At 69.9% G+C, this 17,871-nt stretch carries 20 protein-coding genes; 8 read left to right on the top strand and 12 right to left on the bottom strand.

Translation table 11 applies throughout. The annotated features are described in order from the left end of the window. Position 1 precedes the first annotated feature (1 nt). A complete protein-coding gene (locus ACFVDI_RS10930; RefSeq protein ID WP_378904212.1) occupies positions 2-466 on the bottom strand; it encodes an SRPBCC domain-containing protein in 465 nt (154 codons plus the stop codon). A 108-nt stretch (positions 467-574) separates the two neighbouring features. Here ACFVDI_RS10930 and ACFVDI_RS10925 point away from each other — a divergent pair, with 108 nt between their 5' ends. Then, the gene (locus ACFVDI_RS10925; protein WP_378904209.1) at positions 575-1,045 is read left to right on the top strand and encodes a winged helix-turn-helix transcriptional regulator; all 471 of its coding nucleotides are present in this window, start codon (positions 575-577) and stop codon (positions 1,043-1,045) included. Between the two features lie 51 nt (positions 1,046-1,096). Here ACFVDI_RS10925 and ACFVDI_RS10920 read toward each other — a convergent pair whose 3' ends face one another. The 6 genes from ACFVDI_RS10920 to ACFVDI_RS10895 all read right to left on the bottom strand — a co-directional run bounded on the left by ACFVDI_RS10920 (position 1,097) and on the right by ACFVDI_RS10895 (position 8,737). Further along, positions 1,097-2,398: an MFS transporter gene (locus tag ACFVDI_RS10920; protein WP_378904206.1), complete on the bottom strand. Its 1,302-nt coding sequence runs from the start codon at positions 2,396-2,398 to the stop codon at positions 1,097-1,099. 95 nt (positions 2,399-2,493) lie between these two features. After that, complete coding sequence (gene couO, locus ACFVDI_RS10915) at positions 2,494-3,384, bottom strand: 4-hydroxyphenyl-beta-ketoacyl-CoA hydrolase (protein ID WP_378904203.1); 891 nt, start codon at positions 3,382-3,384, stop codon at positions 2,494-2,496. Further along, entirely contained in the window at positions 3,381-4,919 is a 1,539-nt protein-coding gene (locus ACFVDI_RS10910) for a long-chain fatty acid--CoA ligase (protein WP_378904201.1), read from the bottom strand. The genes couO and ACFVDI_RS10910 overlap by 4 nt, the downstream gene beginning before the upstream one ends. Before the next feature lie 38 nt (positions 4,920-4,957). After that, a complete protein-coding gene (locus tag ACFVDI_RS10905; protein WP_378904199.1) occupies positions 4,958-5,857 on the bottom strand; it encodes a 3-hydroxyacyl-CoA dehydrogenase NAD-binding domain-containing protein in 900 nt (299 codons plus the stop codon). A gap of 118 nt (positions 5,858-5,975) precedes the next feature. Next, entirely contained in the window at positions 5,976-7,955 is a 1,980-nt protein-coding gene (locus tag ACFVDI_RS10900) for an acetoacetate--CoA ligase (protein ID WP_378904197.1), read from the bottom strand. Beyond that, complete coding sequence (locus tag ACFVDI_RS10895) at positions 7,952-8,737, bottom strand: crotonase/enoyl-CoA hydratase family protein (RefSeq protein WP_378904195.1); 786 nt, start codon at positions 8,735-8,737, stop codon at positions 7,952-7,954. The genes ACFVDI_RS10900 and ACFVDI_RS10895 overlap by 4 nt, the downstream gene beginning before the upstream one ends. 84 nt (positions 8,738-8,821) lie before the next feature. On the opposite strand from ACFVDI_RS10895, the gene ACFVDI_RS10890 reads away from it, so the two are divergent. Next, on the top strand, positions 8,822-9,241 hold the full coding sequence (locus ACFVDI_RS10890; RefSeq protein ID WP_378904192.1) for a MarR family winged helix-turn-helix transcriptional regulator: 420 nt from the start codon (positions 8,822-8,824) through the stop codon (positions 9,239-9,241). 6 nt (positions 9,242-9,247) lie between these two features. Here the strand turns inward: ACFVDI_RS10890 and ACFVDI_RS10885 are convergent, their stop codons facing one another. Next, complete coding sequence (locus tag ACFVDI_RS10885; RefSeq protein WP_378904189.1) at positions 9,248-10,246, bottom strand: DMT family transporter; 999 nt, start codon at positions 10,244-10,246, stop codon at positions 9,248-9,250. A gap of 84 nt (positions 10,247-10,330) precedes the next feature. Between ACFVDI_RS10885 and ACFVDI_RS10880 the strand changes: the two genes are divergently transcribed. Beyond that, positions 10,331-10,795: an Lrp/AsnC family transcriptional regulator gene (locus tag ACFVDI_RS10880; RefSeq protein WP_378904186.1), complete on the top strand. Its 465-nt coding sequence runs from the start codon at positions 10,331-10,333 to the stop codon at positions 10,793-10,795. 10 nt (positions 10,796-10,805) lie between these two features. Here the strand turns inward: ACFVDI_RS10880 and ACFVDI_RS10875 are convergent, their stop codons facing one another. Then, positions 10,806-11,201, bottom strand: a complete 396-nt coding sequence (locus tag ACFVDI_RS10875) for a hypothetical protein (RefSeq protein ID WP_378904183.1) — start codon at positions 11,199-11,201, stop codon at positions 10,806-10,808. 140 nt (positions 11,202-11,341) lie between these two features. Between ACFVDI_RS10875 and ACFVDI_RS10870 the strand changes: the two genes are divergently transcribed. Continuing rightward, positions 11,342-12,004 (top strand): TetR/AcrR family transcriptional regulator, encoded by a 663-nt coding sequence (locus ACFVDI_RS10870; RefSeq protein WP_378904180.1) that lies wholly within the window; start codon positions 11,342-11,344, stop codon positions 12,002-12,004. On the opposite strand, the gene ACFVDI_RS10865 is transcribed toward ACFVDI_RS10870, so the two are convergent. Beyond that, positions 11,980-12,747, bottom strand: coding sequence for a crotonase/enoyl-CoA hydratase family protein (locus tag ACFVDI_RS10865; protein WP_378904177.1), 768 nt, complete (start codon positions 12,745-12,747; stop codon positions 11,980-11,982). The two genes, ACFVDI_RS10870 and ACFVDI_RS10865, sit on opposite strands and share 25 nt — an antisense overlap. Continuing rightward, positions 12,744-14,369, bottom strand: a complete 1,626-nt coding sequence (locus tag ACFVDI_RS10860; RefSeq protein WP_378904174.1) for an acyl-CoA dehydrogenase family protein — start codon at positions 14,367-14,369, stop codon at positions 12,744-12,746. The genes ACFVDI_RS10865 and ACFVDI_RS10860 overlap by 4 nt, the downstream gene beginning before the upstream one ends. A 92-nt stretch (positions 14,370-14,461) precedes the next feature. Here ACFVDI_RS10860 and ACFVDI_RS10855 point away from each other — a divergent pair, with 92 nt between their 5' ends. Both ACFVDI_RS10855 and ACFVDI_RS10850 read left to right on the top strand, forming a co-directional pair. Further along, positions 14,462-15,187, top strand: a complete 726-nt coding sequence (locus tag ACFVDI_RS10855; RefSeq protein WP_378904171.1) for a PaaX domain-containing protein, C- domain protein — start codon at positions 14,462-14,464, stop codon at positions 15,185-15,187. Positions 15,188-15,426: 239 nt separating this feature from the next. After that, complete coding sequence (locus ACFVDI_RS10850) at positions 15,427-15,645, top strand: amphi-Trp domain-containing protein (RefSeq protein ID WP_378904169.1); 219 nt, start codon at positions 15,427-15,429, stop codon at positions 15,643-15,645. Positions 15,646-15,655: 10 nt separating this feature from the next. Here the strand turns inward: ACFVDI_RS10850 and ACFVDI_RS10845 are convergent, their stop codons facing one another. Continuing rightward, positions 15,656-16,621: a 1,4-dihydroxy-2-naphthoyl-CoA synthase gene (locus ACFVDI_RS10845; RefSeq protein WP_378904166.1), complete on the bottom strand. Its 966-nt coding sequence runs from the start codon at positions 16,619-16,621 to the stop codon at positions 15,656-15,658. Positions 16,622-16,677: 56 nt separating this feature from the next. On the opposite strand from ACFVDI_RS10845, the gene ACFVDI_RS10840 reads away from it, so the two are divergent. Both ACFVDI_RS10840 and ACFVDI_RS10835 read left to right on the top strand, forming a co-directional pair. After that, entirely contained in the window at positions 16,678-17,139 is a 462-nt protein-coding gene (locus ACFVDI_RS10840) for a nitroreductase family deazaflavin-dependent oxidoreductase (RefSeq protein WP_378904163.1), read from the top strand. A gap of 59 nt (positions 17,140-17,198) precedes the next feature. Beyond that, positions 17,199-17,810, top strand: coding sequence for an amino acid-binding protein (locus tag ACFVDI_RS10835; RefSeq protein WP_378904160.1), 612 nt, complete (start codon positions 17,199-17,201; stop codon positions 17,808-17,810). Positions 17,811-17,871 lie beyond the last annotated feature (61 nt).

The following is a 17,871-nucleotide window of genomic DNA, read 5'->3' as shown; positions in this document are numbered from 1 at the left end:
GTCACCGGCCGATGGCGGCCTTGTCCTCGTCCTGGGTCCGGATGGTGCCCTCACCCGACTCGATCCGGCCCTTGAGGCTGACGGTGATGTAGTGGGTCCAGGCGTCGTAGCAGACGTCGAAGCACTCGTCCCCGCGCCCGAGGCCTTCATGGGTGAAGGTCACCCGGGTCTGGTCGCCCTCGCGGACGATGTCGAAGCGGCCGGTCGTGCCGATCCACTCCTTCTTGTCGGCGATGAAGTCGAGGTAGGCGTCGGTGAACTCCCACACGACGCGCTCACCCGGGACGAGCTCCCTGACGACCTGCTTCGAGTAGTGGATGTCCGGCACCAGGTAGAACCACTCGGCGCCGACCCGGTCGGTCGGTCCCGCGATGTGGTGCCCCCACCAGGAGCGTACGTCGTTGATGGCCTCGTACGCCTCCTGCGGCGTGGCGTCGACGGTGAAGGTTGCGGTCAGGTCGCTCATGGTCTCCCCTTGGGATCGGCTGTGACTTGGATCCTGGACTTGCATCATGCAAGCCCACCGTAGACACGACGACTTTCATCATGCAAGTGGTTTGTTAGAGTCGTCCTCGTGCTCGGAAAGACGTACGACGGCCAGATCTGCTCCATCGCCCGCTCCCTCGAGGTCGTGGGCGAGCGCTGGACCCTGCTGATCCTGCGGGACGCGATCTTCGCCGGCGTCACGCGCTACGGGGACTTCCAGCACAACCTCGGCATCGCGACCAACATCCTGAAGACGCGCCTCGCCACCCTCGTCGAGGCCGGGCTGATGACGCGCGACGACGCCGGCGACTACCGGCCCACCGCGATGGCCCAGGGCCTGCGCCCGGCGCTGATCGCCCTCACCGAGTGGGGCGACACCTGGTTCGCCCCCGACGGGCGGCCCATCGACTACCTGCACACCGACTGCGGCGAGCCGATCCATGTCGAGACGAGGTGCGAGCAGCATGGAAACGTCCCGCCCGAGCAGGTCGTGGTGCGTCCAGGGCCGGGCATGCCCGCCGAATACCTGGCGGCTCGCCGGCCGGCCCGGGACAGATGAGACAGCAGAGCCCGCCGCGACTCGCACGGCGGGCTCTGCTGCATGGGGACCTCAGGCGTCGACGAGCTCGCGGGAGCTGGTCTCCCCGAGCCTGATCAGGGAAAACACGCTCAGCAGGCAGAACCCCGCGATGACCGTCGAGAGCATGACGGTGCCGGCTCCGGCCTTCTGCAACGAGGCGAAGAGGAGCGGGGAGAGACCCGCACCCATGCCGGCGAGCTGGTAGCCCAGCGAGGCGCCGGTGTAGCGCGAGGAGGTCTTGAAGACCTCGCTCATCAGCGCGGCGAGCGGGCCGTAGAAGGCGGCATGGATGACCGACTGCCCGAGGACGACCGCGAGCACGAGCAGCGCCACCGAACCACTGTCGAGCATCGGGAAGAGCAGGTACGCGAAGACCGCGGTCGCGACGGCGGCAGTCAGCACCACGGGGCGGCGGCCGACGCGGTCGGTGAGCGCGGACCAGCCGAGGATGCCGATGACCGCGCCGGCCGAGGAGACCGTGAGCGCATTGAGCACCGTCGGCCGCTCGAATCCGGCACCGAGGGCGTACGAGATCAGGAAGGTGGTCAAGGTGCCCTGCACCACGAAGGCGCCGAGGCCGACACCGACGGCCAGCAGGAGCGTACGCGGGTGCTCGCGGAGGATCTCCAGCAGCGGCGTCTTCGCCTCCGCCCTGCGGTCCTTCATCGCCTCGAAGGCCGGCGACTCGGTGACACTGAGCCGGATCCAGAGACCGACCCCGAGCAGAACGATGCTGAGCAGGAACGGCACCCGCCAGCCCCATGCGGTGAACTGCTCGGGCGTGGTGACCGAGGCCATCAACGCCATCACCGCGGTCGAGAGGACCATGCCGGCCGGAGCGCCGGCATTGGTGAACGACGCCCACAGGCCGCGCCGGGAGGTGGCGTGCTCGGCGGTGATCAGCACCGCGCCACCCCACTCGCCGCCGATCGCGACGCCCTGGACGACCCGGAGCAGGACCAGGAGAACCGGCGCGGCCGCCCCGATCTGGCCGTACGTCGGCAGGCAGCCGATCAGGAAGCTGACCACACCCATGATCAGCATGGTCAGGACCAGCATCTTCTTCCGCCCGAGCCGGTCGCCGAAGTGGCCGAAGACCACGCCGCCGAGCGGGCGCGCCAGGTAGCCGGCGGCGAAGGTGCCGAAGGAGGCGATCGTGCCGGTGACCGGGTCGAGGTTGGAGAAGAAGACCTGGTTGAAGACCACCGCCGAGGCGGTGGAGTAGAGCAGGAAGTCGTAGTACTCGATCAGGCTGCCCGTGAAGCTGCTGGCGACGATCCGGCCCATCTGCGTGCGTGGACCGGTCGTGCTACCGCCGGAGGTGAGGGTCATGGGGGCTCCATTCAGGATTCCTGTTTATCAGGATTCCTGTCGATTCTAGTGATGCACGTCACCCCGTCAAGGGGTTGGCGGCGAAAAACAGTCGCTCAGTCCAGCCCGAGCAGGCGCAGGGCGTTGTCCTTCACGAGCAGGGGACGGACCTCGTCCTTGATCTCGAGCATCGAAAGGTCGGCGAACCAGCGGTCGGGGGTGATCACCGGGAAGTCGGAGCCGAAGAGAACCTTGTGGCGCAGCGGGCCGTTGAGCTGCTTGACCAGCTGCGGCGGGAAGTACTTCGGCGACCAGCCGGACAGGTCGATGTGCACGTTGGCCTTGTGGGTGGCGATCGAGATCTGCACGTCGACCCACGGGACGGCGGGGTGAGCCATCACGATCTGCAGGTCGGGGAAGTCGGCAGCCACGTCGTCGAGGAGCAGTGGGTCGGAGTAGCGCAGCTTGATCCCGCGGCCGCCGGGCAGGCCGGCCCCGATCCCGGTCTGGCCGGTGTGGAAGAGCGCGACCACACCGAGCTCCTGCAGGGTCGCCCACAGCGGGCTGTGCTCCGGGTCGTTCGGGGAGAAGGCCTGCAGGCCGGGATGGAACTTGAAGCCGCGTACGCCGTGGTCCTCGACCAGCTTCGTGGCCTGCTTCACGGCCGCTTCGCCCTTGCGGGGGTCGACCGAGCCGAACGGGATCAGCACGTCGGCGTGCTCGGTCGCGCGCTCGGCGATCTCCTCGCTCGACAGCGGCGGGTGGTCGAGGCCGGTCGAGGCGTCGACGGTGAAGATCACCGCGGCCATGTTCCGCTCGCGGTAGTAGGCGGCGAGGTCGTCGACGGTCGGGGTGCGGGGGTGGTCGCCGCGGAAGTAGGCCGCCGAGGCGTCCATCAGCTCCTGGTCGAGCGAGAGGTGACCGTGGTGGTCGGCCTCGACGTGGGTGTGCATGTCGAGGGCTCGGATCGTTCGGGTGTCGATCCGGGGCTGGTAGCGGCCGGTCATGGGGTGGCTCCTTCCGGGGTGCCGTACAGCTCGCGCACCCGGGACTTCAGCAGCTTCCCGGAGGCGTTGTGCGGGATCTCGTCGACGAAGACGACGGCCTTGGGGATCTTGTAGCGGGCCAGCCGTCCGTCGAGGTGTTTCAGCAGGTCGTCCTGGGTGAGGGCGGAGTCGGAGCGGCGTACGACGACGGCTCTTCCCACCTCTCCCCAGCGCTCGTCGGACACGCCGATGACCGCAGCCTCGGCGACGTCGGGATGTGTGTAGACCGCCTGCTCGACCTCGGCCGGGTAGACGTTCTCGCCGCCGCTGATGAACATGTCCTTGACCCGGTCGACCACGAAGAGGAAGCCGTCGTCGTCGAGCACCGCGACATCCCCCGTACGCAGCCACGGCCCGTCGAAGGCAGCTTCCGTCGCCGCTGCGTTGTGCCAGTAGCCGGGGGTCACGTTGGGACCGCTGACGTGGACCTCGCCCGGCTGGCCGGGGACGGCGTCCTCACCGCCGGGAGCGACGATGCGTACGTCGGTGAAGAAGCAGGGGGTGCCGGCGGAGCCGAGCTTCTCGAGGCCGTCGCCGGCGCGCAGCATGGTCGTACCCGGGGAGGCCTCGGTGAGGCCGTATCCCTGGATGATGTGCAGACCGCGGGACTGCCAGGTGTCGAGGAGGGTGCGTGGGATCGGGGCGCCGCCGCTCAGGGCCGAACGGAGGCTGTCGAGGTCGGCGCTCGCCCAGGTCGGCTCCTGGGCCAGGGCCTGGTACATCGAGGTGACGCCGAAGAGCAGGGTGACCCGCTCCCGCTCGATGGTGGCGATCGCCTTGGCCGGGTCGAAGCGGGCCGCGATCAGGGACGTGCCGCCCTTGAGGAAGGTCGGGAGCAGCACCTGGTTGAGCGCGGCGGTGTGGAACAGCGGCGCGGTGACCAGGGCGATCTCGTCGGAGCGGATGTCGACGTCGACGAGCAGGTTGAACGCGTTCCAGGCGATGTTTCCGTGCGTCAACATCACACCCTTCGGGCGGCCGCTGGTGCCGGAGGTGTACTGGATCATGAAGACGTCGTCGAGACCGACCTCGACGTCGATCCGCTCGGCCCGCTCCCCTGCCGACTCGAGGGCCAGGGCTTCCAGCCCGTGCCCGCCGGCGGCGGTGAACCGGTGGCGCGGCAGGCCGAGGGTCGCGACGGGCTCGGCGGAGACCGCCTCGTCGAAGTCGTCGGCGTGGATCAGCAGCGCCGGCTCGGCGTCGGTGAGGATCCAGGCCAGCTCGGGCGGCGCGAGCCGGGTGTTGAGCGGCAGGAAGACCGCCCCCAGCCGCGCGGTGGCGAAGAGTGTCACCGCGAGCTCGATGGAGTTCAGGCCGAGGAAGGCGACCCGGTCGCCGGCCGCGACGCCACGGGCCTTCAGCCCACGGGCGACCGCCTCGACGAGGCGGTCGACCTCGGCGTACGTCACCACCGCGTCGTCCTGCACGAACGCCCGCGCGCCAGGGGTCATCCGGGCCCGGCGGGCGGGCCACGATCCGATGCCGCTGTCCAACATGTCGATCCTCGTTCGTCGTCTTCGGGTGTGTGTGGGGCTCAGTTGAGCCCGAGGTCGGTCTTGATCTCCAGCAGTCGCCGCAGCGCCTGGTCGCGGCGCGCGACCAGGTCCTCGGCGGAGGTCCCGTCGAGCTCCTCGTCGACCCCGTCGACCAGCTTGTCGATCAAGCCGGCGGTGAGCTCGGGGTGACCCAGGTCGTCCCACCAGTCGACCATGGGCGGGCCGAGGTGCTCGAGCACGTGGCCCAGCCCGCCGGGACCACCGGAGAGGTGCTGGGTCGCGAAGGGCCCGAGCAGGGACCAGCGCAAACCGGGACCGTCGGCGATCGCGGTGTCGATGTCGGCGACGGAGACGATGCCCTGGTCGACGAGGTGGTAGGCCTCGCGCCACAGCGCCGCCTGGAGCCGGTTGGCCACGTGCCCCGGAACCTCGCGGCGGATGTGGATGGGACGTTTGCCCAAGTGGCGCAGGGTCTCCACAGCAGCCTCGACGGCCTCCTTCGACGTCGCGGAACCACCCACGACCTCGACCAGCGGCACCAGGTGGGGCGGGTTGAACGGGTGGGCGACCAGGACCCGCTCCGGGTGCCGCGTGCAGGCGTCCTGGAACGTGCTCGGCATCAGCCCCGAGGAGCTGCTGGTCAGCAGCACATCAGCCGGCGTTGACGCGTCGAGCGCGGCGAAGATCTCGCGCTTGACCTCCAGCCGCTCGGGTCCGCTCTCGAGCACCAGGTCGGCGGCCGCGCCGAGGTCCTCGAGGCCGTCCGCGAACCGCAGAGATCCCTCGGGGACCTGTGCACGCAGCCGTTCCTCGGCCCCCTCGGCCGGGTCCCAGGCGACCACGTCCAGTCCGTGCTCGAGCCCGAGGACCACCCAGCTGACACCGATCGCGCCGGTGCCGACGACCCCGAGCGTACGAACGTTCTCGCCGCTCCTCATGCTGCCTCCTCCTCGGATGCTGACCGAGGTACCTCGGTGGAGCTGCACTTCCTTTGTGGAGTTCCACGAAGGAAGTGACCGCTCACCGAGGTACCTCGGTGAACATTCCGCCGGCAGATCACTTGCCCACCCCCCGCAGAGCACCGGATCTCGCCAGCTCGACGAACGGATCCAGGGAAGCCGGATCGGCGAGGGCGTCGCGGCTGGCGACGTCCTCGGGACGTACGCCTTGCAGGATCCGCTTGGCCGGCAGCTCGAGCTTCTTGCCGGTGAGGTTGCGCGGCACCGCCGGCACCTCGATCACCTGGTCCGGGATGTGCCGAGGGGAGAGCGCGGAGCGCAGCGCGCCGACCAGCCGGGCGCGGAGCGCATCGTCGAGACGGGCGCCCTCGTCGGAGACGACGAAGAGCAGCAGCTCGCCGTTGCCGCCGTCGGGATCCTCGAGATGGACGACGAGCGAGTCGGCGACACCGTCCACCTCCTCGGCGACGCGGTAGAACTCGGCGGTGCCGAGGCGTACGCCACCACGGTTGAGGGTCGCGTCGGAGCGACCGGCGACGTGGCAGCTGCCGTTGTCGTGGAAGAGGATCCAGTCGCCGTGGCGCCAGACGCCCGGATAGTGGTCGAAGTAGGCCTCGCGGTAACGAGAACCGTCCTCGTCGCCCCAGAAGCCGACCGGCATCGAGGGCATCGGCGAGGTGATGACCAGCTCGCCGAGGCTGCCGGTGACCGGGCGGCCGGACTCGTCGTAGGCGTGGGCGTCGACGCCGAGGCAGCGACCGGAGATCTCGCCGGCGTAGACCGGGAGCAGCGGGTTGTTCTGCACGATGCCGGAGCAGACGTCGGTGCCGCCGCTGCCGACGTTGATCTGGGCGTCGGGGAGCTGGTCGGACAACCAGGCGTAGCCCTCCGGGGGGAGTGGCGCACCGGCCGAGCCGAGGACGCGAATCCGCAGGTCACCGAGGCCCTTCAGCTCGACACCCTCCTTGCGGCAGGCCATCACGAACCCAGGGCTGGCCCCCATGACCGTCACCCCGGTCGAGGCCGCGAGCCGCCACTGCCAGGTCAGGTCGGGGTGCATCGGGTTGCCGTCGACCATGACGATCGAGGAGCGCACCAGCAGCGAGGAGACCAGCGCGTTCCACATCATCCAGGCGGTCGTGGAGAACCACAGCATCCGGTCCTCGGGCCCCATGTCCCACGAGAGCGCGTGGTTCTTGAGGTGCTCGAGCAGGATGCCGCCGTGACCGTGCACGATCGCCTTCGGCCGGCCGGTCGTGCCGGACGAGAAGAGCACGACCAGCGGGTGGTCGAAGGGAACCGGCTCGAAGGCGAGCTCCGCCCCGTCCTCCGCGTCGAGCAGGGAGGTCCAGAAGAGGGCGTCCTCGACCCGGCGTGCGCCGTACTCCACGTCGATCACATGACGAACCGACGGCAGCTCGGCCCGGATCTCGGCCACCTGCTCGCGCCGGTCGATGTCCTTGGCGCCGTAACGGTAGCCGCCGGCGACCAGCAGCACGACCGGCTCGATCTGGGCGAAACGGTCGATCACGCTGCGCGGCCCGAACTCGCTGGCGCAGCTCGCCCAGGTCGCCCCCAGGCTGGCGGTCGCGAGGTAGGCGACCAGCGCCTCGGGGATGTTGGGGAGGTAGCCGGCGACGCGGTCGCCGCGGCGTACGCCCATGCCTTTCAGCGCCGCCCGTGCCCGGGCCACCTGGTCGCGCAGGTCGCCGAAGGTCAGCTCGACGTCGTCGCGGGTCTGCGACCGGCCGACCACGGCGACCCGGTCGACATCCTCGTCGGTGCCGAGCGCATGCTCGGCGTAGTTGAGGGTCGCGCCCGGGAACCAGCGCGCGCCGGGCATCTCGCGGGAGGCCAGCACGGAGTCGTACGCAGTGTGTGACCGCACCCCGAAGAACTCCCACACCGCCGACCAGAAGCCGTCGAGGTCGGTCACCGACCAGCGCCACAGCTCCTCATGGGTCGTCATCTCCACCGACCGCTCGCGGGCGAGCCAGGCCAGGAACTCACCGACCCGCGAGGTCTCGAGGATGTCTGCTGGCGGGGACCAGACGATGTCGCCCTGCTCGATGCTCACTGGTCCGTCACCTTCTTGCCGCGGCCGTCGAGGAAGTCCTGCATGCGGCCCTTGGCGTCGTCGGTCCCCTGCGCGATCGCGGCCATCAGCGACTCCATCAGGAAGCCGTCGCGGGGGTTGGCCTCGGCGATGCGCGGCAGCGCCTGGACGACGGCGAAGTTGGTCTGGGGCGCGTTCTGGGCGATCCGGCCGGCCAGCTCGAGGGCGGTCTTGCGGCCGAGACCGTCGGCCACGGCGTACTGGCTCAGGCCCAGCGCCAGCCCCTCCTGCGCGTCGTAGCGACGGCCGGTCAGCATCATGTCGGCCATCCGCGGGACCCCGATCAGCCGCGGGACGCGCACCGAGGCGCCGCCACCGACGAAGAGCCCACGCTGTCCCTCGGGCAGCGCGTAGAAGGTCGACTCCTCCGCGACCCGGATGTGCGCGGCCGCGGCGAGCTCCAGCCCGCCCCCGACCACGGCGCCCTTCAGCGCCGCCACGACCGGCACCGGCCCGAACTCGATCTTCTCGAAGACCCGGTGCCACATCCGCGAGTGGGCGACCCCGGCGAGGGTGTCCCGCTCGGTCATCTCGGCCAGGTCGAGCCCGGCGCAGAAGTGGTCGCCGTCCGCGTCGATGACGACGGCACGTACGTCCGGCTCGAGACCGTCGAAGAACCGCTCGATCCCGAGCACCGCCTCGTCGCTGAGCGCGTTCCGCTTCGCGGGGCGGGCGAGAGTCAGCACCGCGATGTCGTCGATGCGCTCCGCCCGCAGGGCACCGGGCAGGGGGGTTCCGAGCATGATGAACTCCTCATGATTGACAGGAATCCTGATAATCTCAGAAGTAGTCGCCTCCCGCAAGCGCCGCGATGCTTGAATGACCGCATGACCGACGCACCCCTGCTGCTCTACGTCGTCAAGCAGCTCGAGCTCGCCACCCGAGCGCGGCTCGACGCCGTACTGAAGGAATCAGGGGTCACCGCCCTGCAGTACACCGCGCTCTCGGTGCTCGAGCGCCGCCCCACCATGAGCGCCGCCGACCTCGCCCGCGCCTCGTTCGTACGCGCCCAGTCGGCCGCCGACCTCATCGGCGCCCTCGAGCGTCGAGGCCTCATCGAGCGGCGCACCGACCCCGACAACCGGCGCCGGATGCTGATCAGCCTCACCACCGAGGGCCGCGCCTTCCTCGACACCTACGACCCGCGCGTCGAGGAGCTCGAGGAGCAGATGCTCGCCGACCTCGGCCCCGAGGACCGCGAGTCGTTCCGTACGTTCCTGGACACCGCCCGCCGAGCCCTGTCCTGACCCGCGCTACCGACTCAGGGCACCGTCCAGCAGACCGAGATCCTGCTCCTGGACGAACCCGCCGCCGACCACGTCCTCCGGTTCGAGACCGGTCGCATCGTCTGCTGATGCCGGCGCAGCCCCGGCCCCGTTGAACACCGCCACACCGGTGACGATGAGCGCCAGGGCGACGGCGAGCCCGAGGCCGATCTGCTCACCGAAGATCGGGACCGCGACGACCGCGGTCAGCACCGGGCTGACCGCGCCACCGACCGAGGCCCGGCTGCTGCCGAGCGCTCTGACGGAGAAGGCGTAGCAGAGCGTCGACATCAGGCCGGTCCCGATGCCCTGGAGCGCGGTGAGGGCGACCACGTCGCCGAGCTCGGCGGTCCCGGCGAGCAGGTGCGACGGCATCGCGCCGGAGACCGCCAGGACCAGCGCGGCCAGGCTCGCGACCGTGCAGACGGTCAGCACCATCTGAAGGAGCGTCAGGCTCGTACGCTGCAGGCCCGCCGTGAACACGGCCCAGGCGAACCCGCCGACGAGGAGCAGACCGACCCCGCCGAGCGAGGCGCCGCCGCCGACCAGGAACCCGCTCACCGCGACCCCCGCCGTGATGAGCCCCAGGGCCGCCAGCCGCCGCGGCGGCATCGAGGTCCGGCCGCGTGCCATCGCGAGCAGCGTGACGAACAGCGGCACCGTGCCCGGCACCAGCATTCCGGTGAGCGCCGCACTGGTCAGGTGGGCGCCGAACGCGAAGACCAGGAAGTGCGGGAGCCCACCGACGAGCAGCAGGGCGAGAACCTGCGGCCGCTCGTGGCGTACGGCTCGGACCGTGCTCGGCAGCAGCGGGGCGAGCAGGACCACCGGCGTCACGAACCGGAGGAACGCGGCATCGGCGACAGTCAGGCTGGACCCGCCGATGCCGCGCGTGCTCAGCGCGAACGACGACCAGAGCACAACCGTCATCCCCAGTGCAGCCCACCCGGCCGGCGCCGGCGTGCCGCTCTCCTGTCGCATCCCCATGTCGCGCCACGATAGGGAAAACCGAGGCGCAAATGATTGCCGGATCTGCCATCGTTGCGGCGATCAGTGGCAGAATCTGCCACCATGCGCCCGCTCGACGACACCGACAAGCACATCCTCTGGGAGCTCCAGCAGAACGGCCGCCTGACCAACCAGGAGCTCGCCGACCGCGTCGGCCTCTCCCCCTCACCATGTCTGCGCCGCGTACGAGCCCTGGAGGAGGCTGGCGTGATCAGCGGCTACCGCGCCGTCATCGACCCGCACGCCGTCGGCATGAACATCACCGCCTTCGTACGCATCAAGATGGCCACCCACACCAACGCCGCGGTCGAGGCCGTCGAGGAGCACCTGCGAGCGATCCCCGACATCACCGAGGCGTACGTCCTGGCCGGAGACCACGACTACCTGCTCAAGATCGTGACGCCGTCCTTCGAGACCTACGAGCAGTTCCTGCGCGACAACCTCCGCACCATGCCCGCACTGGCCTCGATCGAGACCACGTTCGCCTTCGGCAACACCAAGGAGAGCGCCCCGCTCCCGCTGGGGTGAGCGCTCGGGCTCAGCAACCGGCTTCTCGGCCGGCCGGGGTGTCGTCGTAGAACCGCTCGAACGCACGGGCGGCCGCGTCGATCTGGGCCGCCATCCCGCGCAGGCCTCCGCGCCCGACCGCTCGCCTGATCTCGCTCTCGAACAGCGCGCGGTCGTAGGCCGGGAGCATCCCGACCAGCCGCTGCCGAGCATGTCCCCCCGGCCCCAGAGGCCGGACGAAGACCTCGACCAGATCGTCCATCCAGTCCAGCTCGAACTCGACGAGGTAGTCCGGCATCGCCAACCGCACATCGGTGCGACCGACCCGGTCCACCTGCGTGTAGGTCGTCGGCGCGAAACGGGACGCCACCGCCTCGGCGACCGCCTGGGAACGGCGCCTCAGAATGTCATTGTCAGTGCTCGACATCGCGCCTCCGCCCGAACGTGACCGGTGGTCATATGACCACCGGTCACAGACTAGGGGCGCCGCTGCAGCACGGTCAAGGGACTCGAGCGGGGCACGCTACGATGCGAGCGTCCAGCCATGAGAGGGGGCGGGTGGCGCCAGTGCCTACGCTGACCTGGGAGCGCCTCCCGGAGGCCAAACGCGATGCCGTGCGCCGGGCAGCCGAGGAAGAGTTCGGCGTCCGGGGCTACAACGCGGCCAGCCTCAACACGATCTGTCGTGAGGCCGGGATCTCCAAGGGCAGCCTGTTCCAGTACTTCCCCGACAAGGCCGACCTCTTCGTCCACCTGATCGCCCGGGCCAGCCACGACATCCGAGCGGCGATGGAGACGGCGAGCGCCGACTTCCCGTGGATGACCGACTACTTCGGCTCGGTCAACCTGCTCATGGATGCGTGGATCGACTACTTCTACGACCACCCACGCCACCGGCAGATGCTGGTCTCGGCCAACCTCGAGCACAACCCCAGAGCACTCGCCGCCGTCCGAGAGGCCGTCTACGTCGACTACCTCGAGGTCATCGGCGGCATGGTCGATCTCGGCATCGCCATCGGCGCACTCCGCGAGGACACCGACCGCGACGCGCTCGTCGCCGCGATCATCATGCTGCTTCCCCACATCGCCCTCGGTCCTCACGTACGCGGCCTCGACCCGCTCCTCGGGCTCGCCGGCTCCGACCGCACCCACGCCATGTCCGTCGGCCGGCGGTTGATCAAGGTGCTGATGGGCCAGTACGTCACTCAGCCGGTGCCGAACGAACCGTGACGCCCGGCTCCGTCGGCGAAGCGCGTCGCGCCCTCGACGGTGTCGGTGGTGACCGAGACGACGCCGTGGCGGTACTCCGCGGCCAGCGCTTCCTGCTCGCTGAGGCCCTCCTGCTCCAGCACGGAGAGCCGGTCGTGACGCATACATGTCTGCGGGAACGCGGCGAGCTGGCGGGCCAGGTCCTGGGCGGCCGCGAGGGCCTGGCCGGGCGGGACGACGCGGTTGGCCAGCCCCATCCGTAGCGCCTCGTCGGCGCCGACCGGACGGCCGGTCAGGATCATGTCCATGGCGTTGCTGGTGCCGATCAGCCGCGGCAACCGGACGGTGCCGCCGTCGATCAGGGGTACGCCCCAACGACGACAGAAGACGCCGAAGACGGCGTCCTCCTCCATGACCCGCAGGTCGGCCCAGATCGCGAGCTCCAGGCCGCCGGCGACGGCGTGACCGGCGACGGCGGCGATGACGGGCTTGCCCAAGCGCATCCGGGTGGGCCCCATCGGGCCGTGCCCGTCGGGCTCGAACCGGTTCGGGTCTCCGCCCGCGACCGCCTTCAGATCGGCGCCGGCGCAGAAGGTGCCGCCCTCGCCGTGCAGCACCGCGACGGCGGCGGCCGGGTCGGCGTCGAACTCCTCGAACGCGGCGACCAGGGCCTCGGCCGTCGCCCGATCGACGGCGTTGCGTACGTCTGGACGGTTGATCGCGATCGTGGTGACCGGGCCGTCCGTGGTGACGTCGACCGTCATGCCGGAAGCGCCCGCTCGAGGATCGCGTCGAGGTCACCGCGTGGCGACAGCGTGCCGAACGCGCCGCCCCAGTCCCGGCCGAGGCGGGAGGAGCAGAAGGCGTCGGCGACGGCTGCCGGTGCGTGCCGGAGAAGCTGCGAGCCCTGGAAGACCAGGGCCAGCTGCTCGACGATGCGCCGGGCCCGGAGCTCGAGATCGTCGAAGGAGGTGAACTCCTTCTTCAGCCGGTCCAGCGCGGCGTCGTAGCGGGCATCGGCACCGGCGGCCAGCTCGGCCTCCGCGAGGAACGCATCGAGCGTGTTCGGCTCCTTCGCGAGCGCTCGCAGCGCATCGAGGGCGGCCACGTTGCCCGACCCCTCCCAGATCGAGAGGAGCGGCATCTCGCGGTAGATCCGCGCGACGTCGAAGTCCTCGATGTAGCCGTTCCCGCCCAGGCACTCCAGGGCCTCGTTGACCATGAAGGGCGCCCGCTTGCAGACGTAGTACTTCGTGACGGCGAGGGCGATCCGGCGCAGTGCGGCCTCGCCCTCGTCACCACGGATCGCCCGGTCGTTGGCGCCCGCGAGGCGCAGCATCGCGGTCGTCGCCGCCTCGGACTCGACCTGCAGGTCGGCCAGGACGTTGCGCATCGCCGGCTGGTCGATCAGCAGCTTGCCGAACGCGGAACGGTGGGTGGCATGGTGCGCGGCCATGGTGAGCGCGGTGCGCATCCCCGCCGAGGAGCCGATCACGCAGTCGAGGCGCGTCATGTTGACCATCTCGACGATCGTGCGCACCCCGCGGCCCTCCTCGCCGACCAGCCAGCCGGTCGCCGCGTCGTACTCGATCTCAGAGGAGGCGTTCGACCTGTTGCCGAGCTTGTCCTTGAGGCGCATGAAGCGCATCGCGTTGCGGTCGCCGCCGGGCAGGACGCGCGGGACGAGGAAGCAGGAGACGCCCGCCTCGGTCTGGGCCAGGGTGAGAAAGAGGTCGCTCATCGGGGCGCTCGTGAACCACTTGTGCCCGCGCAGGACGTACGTCCCGTCGGTCTGCGGCGTCGCGGTCGTCGTGTTCGCGCGTACGTCGGAGCCGCCCTGCTTCTCGGTCATCGACATCCCGGCGATCAGACCGCGTTTGGTCTCGGGATCACGCAGGCCGAAGTCGTACTCCCGGTTGGTCAGCAGCGGCTCGAACCTCCCCGCCAGGCCCGGGTCGGCCCGCAGCGCCGGGACCACGGCGTAGGTCATCGAGATCGGGCAGCCGTGACCGGCGTCGACGTTCCAGGTGTAGAACTTCGCGGCCCGCGCGACGTGGGCGCCGGGCCTCTCGTCCGCCCAGGGCGCGGCGTGCAGACCGTGCTCGACCGCGGTCTGCATGAGCTGGTGGTACGCCGGGACGTACTCGACCTCGTCGACCCGGTGCCCGTAGCGGTCATGGGTGTGCAGACGCGGCGGCACCCGCTCCGCCAGCCGGCCCCACTCCTGCGCCTCGGCGCTGCCGGCGAGGCGGCCCAGCTCGTCGATCTCGGGGAGCGCCCAGGCGGCACCCTCGCGTTCCACGCCTTCCCTCAGGACCGGGTCACCGGCGGTGTTGTGGCCCACCAACGGCGGGACCTGGTTGAACACCTCGTGCGTGCTGGTCATGGTGCCACCTCGGGTCGACTGCGGATCGTTCTCACGACGTTACAGATATTGAGACAGTCGTGTCTATATCTGTTGCATGAGAAGATGCGCGAGTGGTTACCCCGCGTGACGAACTGGCTCCGCTCTCCGCCCGTTCTGCCCTCCTGAGCCTGATGCTGGGCGCCCACCCGGACCCGCTGACCCCCGCCGACCTCGCCCGCGCCGGCCAGTTCCTCGGCATCGCCCCGGCGACCGTGCGCGTCGCACTCACCCGCGCCGTCAACGACGGCGACCTGCGACGTACCGACGACGGCTACCGGCTCGGCGAACGCCTCGTCCAGCGACAGGCGCACCAGGACGAGGCGGTACGCGTGGCGGACAAGGCCTGGGACGGCTCCTGGGAGATGGCCGTCGTGGTCACCGGCGGACGACCGGGCGCCGAGCGCGCCGTCCTGCGCGATGCGCTCAAGGCGCACCGCCTCGCCGAGCTGCGCGAAGGAGTCTGGACCCGGCCGGCCAACCTCCGGCGTCCCCGCTTCTCCGACCCGGTGCTGCGTGACTTCATCGCGACGCCGGAGCAGGATCCGGCCGAGCTGGCCGCCTCCCTGTGGGACCTGGCCGGATGGAACCGCGAGGCCGCGCGTCTGCTCGAGCGCCTGGCCTCGACACCCGAGCCCGCACTCCGGCTCGCCACTGCGGCCGCCATCGTGCGCCACCTCAGTACCGACCCGCTCCTCCCCGTCGAGCTCCGTCCCTCGGGCTGGCCGGCGGCCTCCTTGCGCGAGGCCTACAGCGCCTATCAGCGCGAGCTGAGCGAGCTCGCCGCGCTACCCCGCTGACGAGGTCACCACGCCTACCCGACCGGCGCGGCGCTCGACGACCTCCACGACACGGTCTGGGAGTTCCTGATGGCGCACCCGAGGCCCCAGCAGGGACGAGAGACTCCGTCTGTTCGTCTCTTGATCACGCGTTTGAAGGTCGGTCTCCGTGTCGCCGCGGGGTAGGTTGCGATGGCCGGGGCCGGCGCGAATCACGCTCGGTCGAGATCATTCATCCCCAACGTCAGAAGGAGTCCAGCATGGACCTGATGGAAGTCACCGAACAGGCGAAGCTGCGTCGTGAGGAAGCAGCGGCTCGCCTGCGTGCCCTGGCCGACGCGCTCGCCAGCAACAACGAGGTCGAGTTCGAAAGAGAAGGACTGCGCTTCAAGGTGCGCGTACCCGACGAGGTCGACTTCAAGCTCGAGATCGAGATCGGAGACGACGAGCGCGAACTCGAGATCGAGCTGAAGTGGTGACCGGAGCAGATCAGTAGTACCAGGGGTAGGGCGACCAGTCGGGGTCGCGCTTCTCCAGGAACTGGTCGCGACCCTCCTGGGCCTCGTCGGTCATGTACGCCAGGCGGGTGGTCTCGCCGGCGAACATCTGCTGGCCGACGAGGCCGTCGTCGAGCAGGTTGAAGGCGTACTTCAGCATCCGCTGCGCGGTGGGCGACTTGCCGTTGATCTTGCGGCCCCACTCGAGCGCGACGTCCTCGAGCTCGGCGTGGGGGACGGCGCGGTTGACGGTGCCCATGCGTACGCCGTCCTCGGCCGAGTACTCCTCGGCGATGAAGAAGATCTCGCGGGCGAACTTCTGGCCGACCTGACGGGCGAGGTAGGCCGAGCCGTAGCCGCCGTCGAAGGAGCCGACGTCGGCGTCGGTCTGCTTGAAGCGGGCGTTCTCCCGCGAGGCCAGGGTGAGGTCGCAGACGACGTGGAGGGAGTGGCCGCCGCCGGCGGTCCAGCCGGGGACGACGCAGATGACGACCTTCGGCATGAAGCGGATCAGCCGCTGGCACTCGAGGATGTGCAGGCGGGCTAGCTTGGCCTTGTCGATCGCGGTGGGCTCCTCCGCGCCGGTCCGGCCGGCGGCGTACGGATTGGTGGTCGAGCCTGTCGAGACCTCCTCGTACTGGTAGCCGGCCTTGCCGCGGATGCGCTGGTCGCCGCCGGTGCAGAAGGAGAACTTGCCGTTCTTCTCCGAGGGCCCGTTGCCGGTCAGGAGCACGCAGCCGACGTCGGCGGAGGTGCGGGCGTGCTCGAGCACGCGGAGGAGCTCGTCGACAGTGTGCGGCCGGAAGGCGTTGAGCACGTCGGGGCGGTCGAAGGCGATGCGTACGGTGCCGTGCTCCTTGGCCCGGTGATAGGTCAGGTCGGTCAGATCCTCGAAGCCGGGCACCTCGTCCCAGCGGCTCGGGTCGAACGTGTCGGAGACTCCCTCGATTGCGCTCATGGGCCTGAGGCTATCCGGGCTCGGAATAGGTCGCGTCCTCGGCTGTTGTAGTGGGCATGACCGAACTGCAAGGTGAGTACGTCCCGAGCACGGCCGACTGGGTGCGCGAGCAGGTTGCCGCGTTCGAGGCCTCCAACGGCGCCGAGGCCAACGTCCTCGAGCGCGACGGCAAGCCGATCATCCTGATCACCAACCGCGGCGCCAAGACCGGCGCGATCCGCAAGACGCCGCTGATGCGGGTCGAGCGCGACGGGAAGTACCTCGCCGTCGCCTCGATGGGCGGCAGCGACAAGAACCCGGCGTGGGTGGCCAACTTCCGCACGTACCCCGACATGGTGCTCCAGGACGGCGGCACCAAGAAGGCGTACGTCGCCCGCGAGCTCTCCGGGGCCGAGCGCGACGAGTGGTGGGACTACGCGGTGAAGACCTGGCCGACGTATGGCGAATACCAGCCCAACACGTCTCGGATCTTCCCGCTCTTCCTGCTGGAGCCGGCCGGCGAACAGGTCACCAATTGACCGGTGTGTAACCGGGACAGTGCCACGGCTGTCGGTTCGCGGCGCTAGGGTCTATGGCCATGCCGTTCCTGCTACGCGTCGAGCTGCCCGATGTCCCGGGTTCACTCGGTCGCCTTGCCTCTGCCATCGGTGAAGCCGGCGGCGACATCGAGGCGATCGAGATCGTCGAGAAGAACAAGGTCGAGGGACTCGCCGTCGACGACGTGCTCCTCGAGACCTCTCCGGGCACGATGCCGGACTCCATCGTCTCGGCGTGCAACGAGCTCGACGGCGTGCAGGTCGTCTGGATCTCCCGCTACGCCGCCGGCGGCAACCTCTTCCTCGACCTCGAGGCGGTCGAGGACCTCACCGAGAACGCTCATGAGGCCCTCGACCGCCTCGTGGACGTGCTGCCCCTGACCTTCCGTGCGGACTGGGCCATCCGCGTCCACCGCGTCAAGGGCATCGCCCGCTCCACCGACGGCGCGCCCGAGAACGTCCCCTTCATCGAGCTCGACCGGCCCGAGCGGATCGAGGTCGAGGGCGAGGACGAGAACATGTTCGCCGGCGCCCGCATCGACGGCAACGAGATCGTCATCATCGGCCGCCGTGGCGGTCCCGACTTCCTCGACTCCGAGCTCGCCCGCCTCGGCCACCTCGCCTCGCTCGCCACCTCCATCGCCCGGTCCTGACGCGCCGAGGCGTCGCTCCGGCAGGCCGAGGCGTCATGCCGGTCGGTCGAGTTGGCACGCC

This window comes from Nocardioides sp. NPDC057767 (assembly GCF_042798275.1).
GTDB lineage: Bacteria > Actinomycetota > Actinomycetes > Propionibacteriales > Nocardioidaceae > Nocardioides.
The sequence above is the reverse complement of the archived record's forward strand: the minus strand, read 5'-3'. Positions and strand labels throughout refer to the sequence as shown.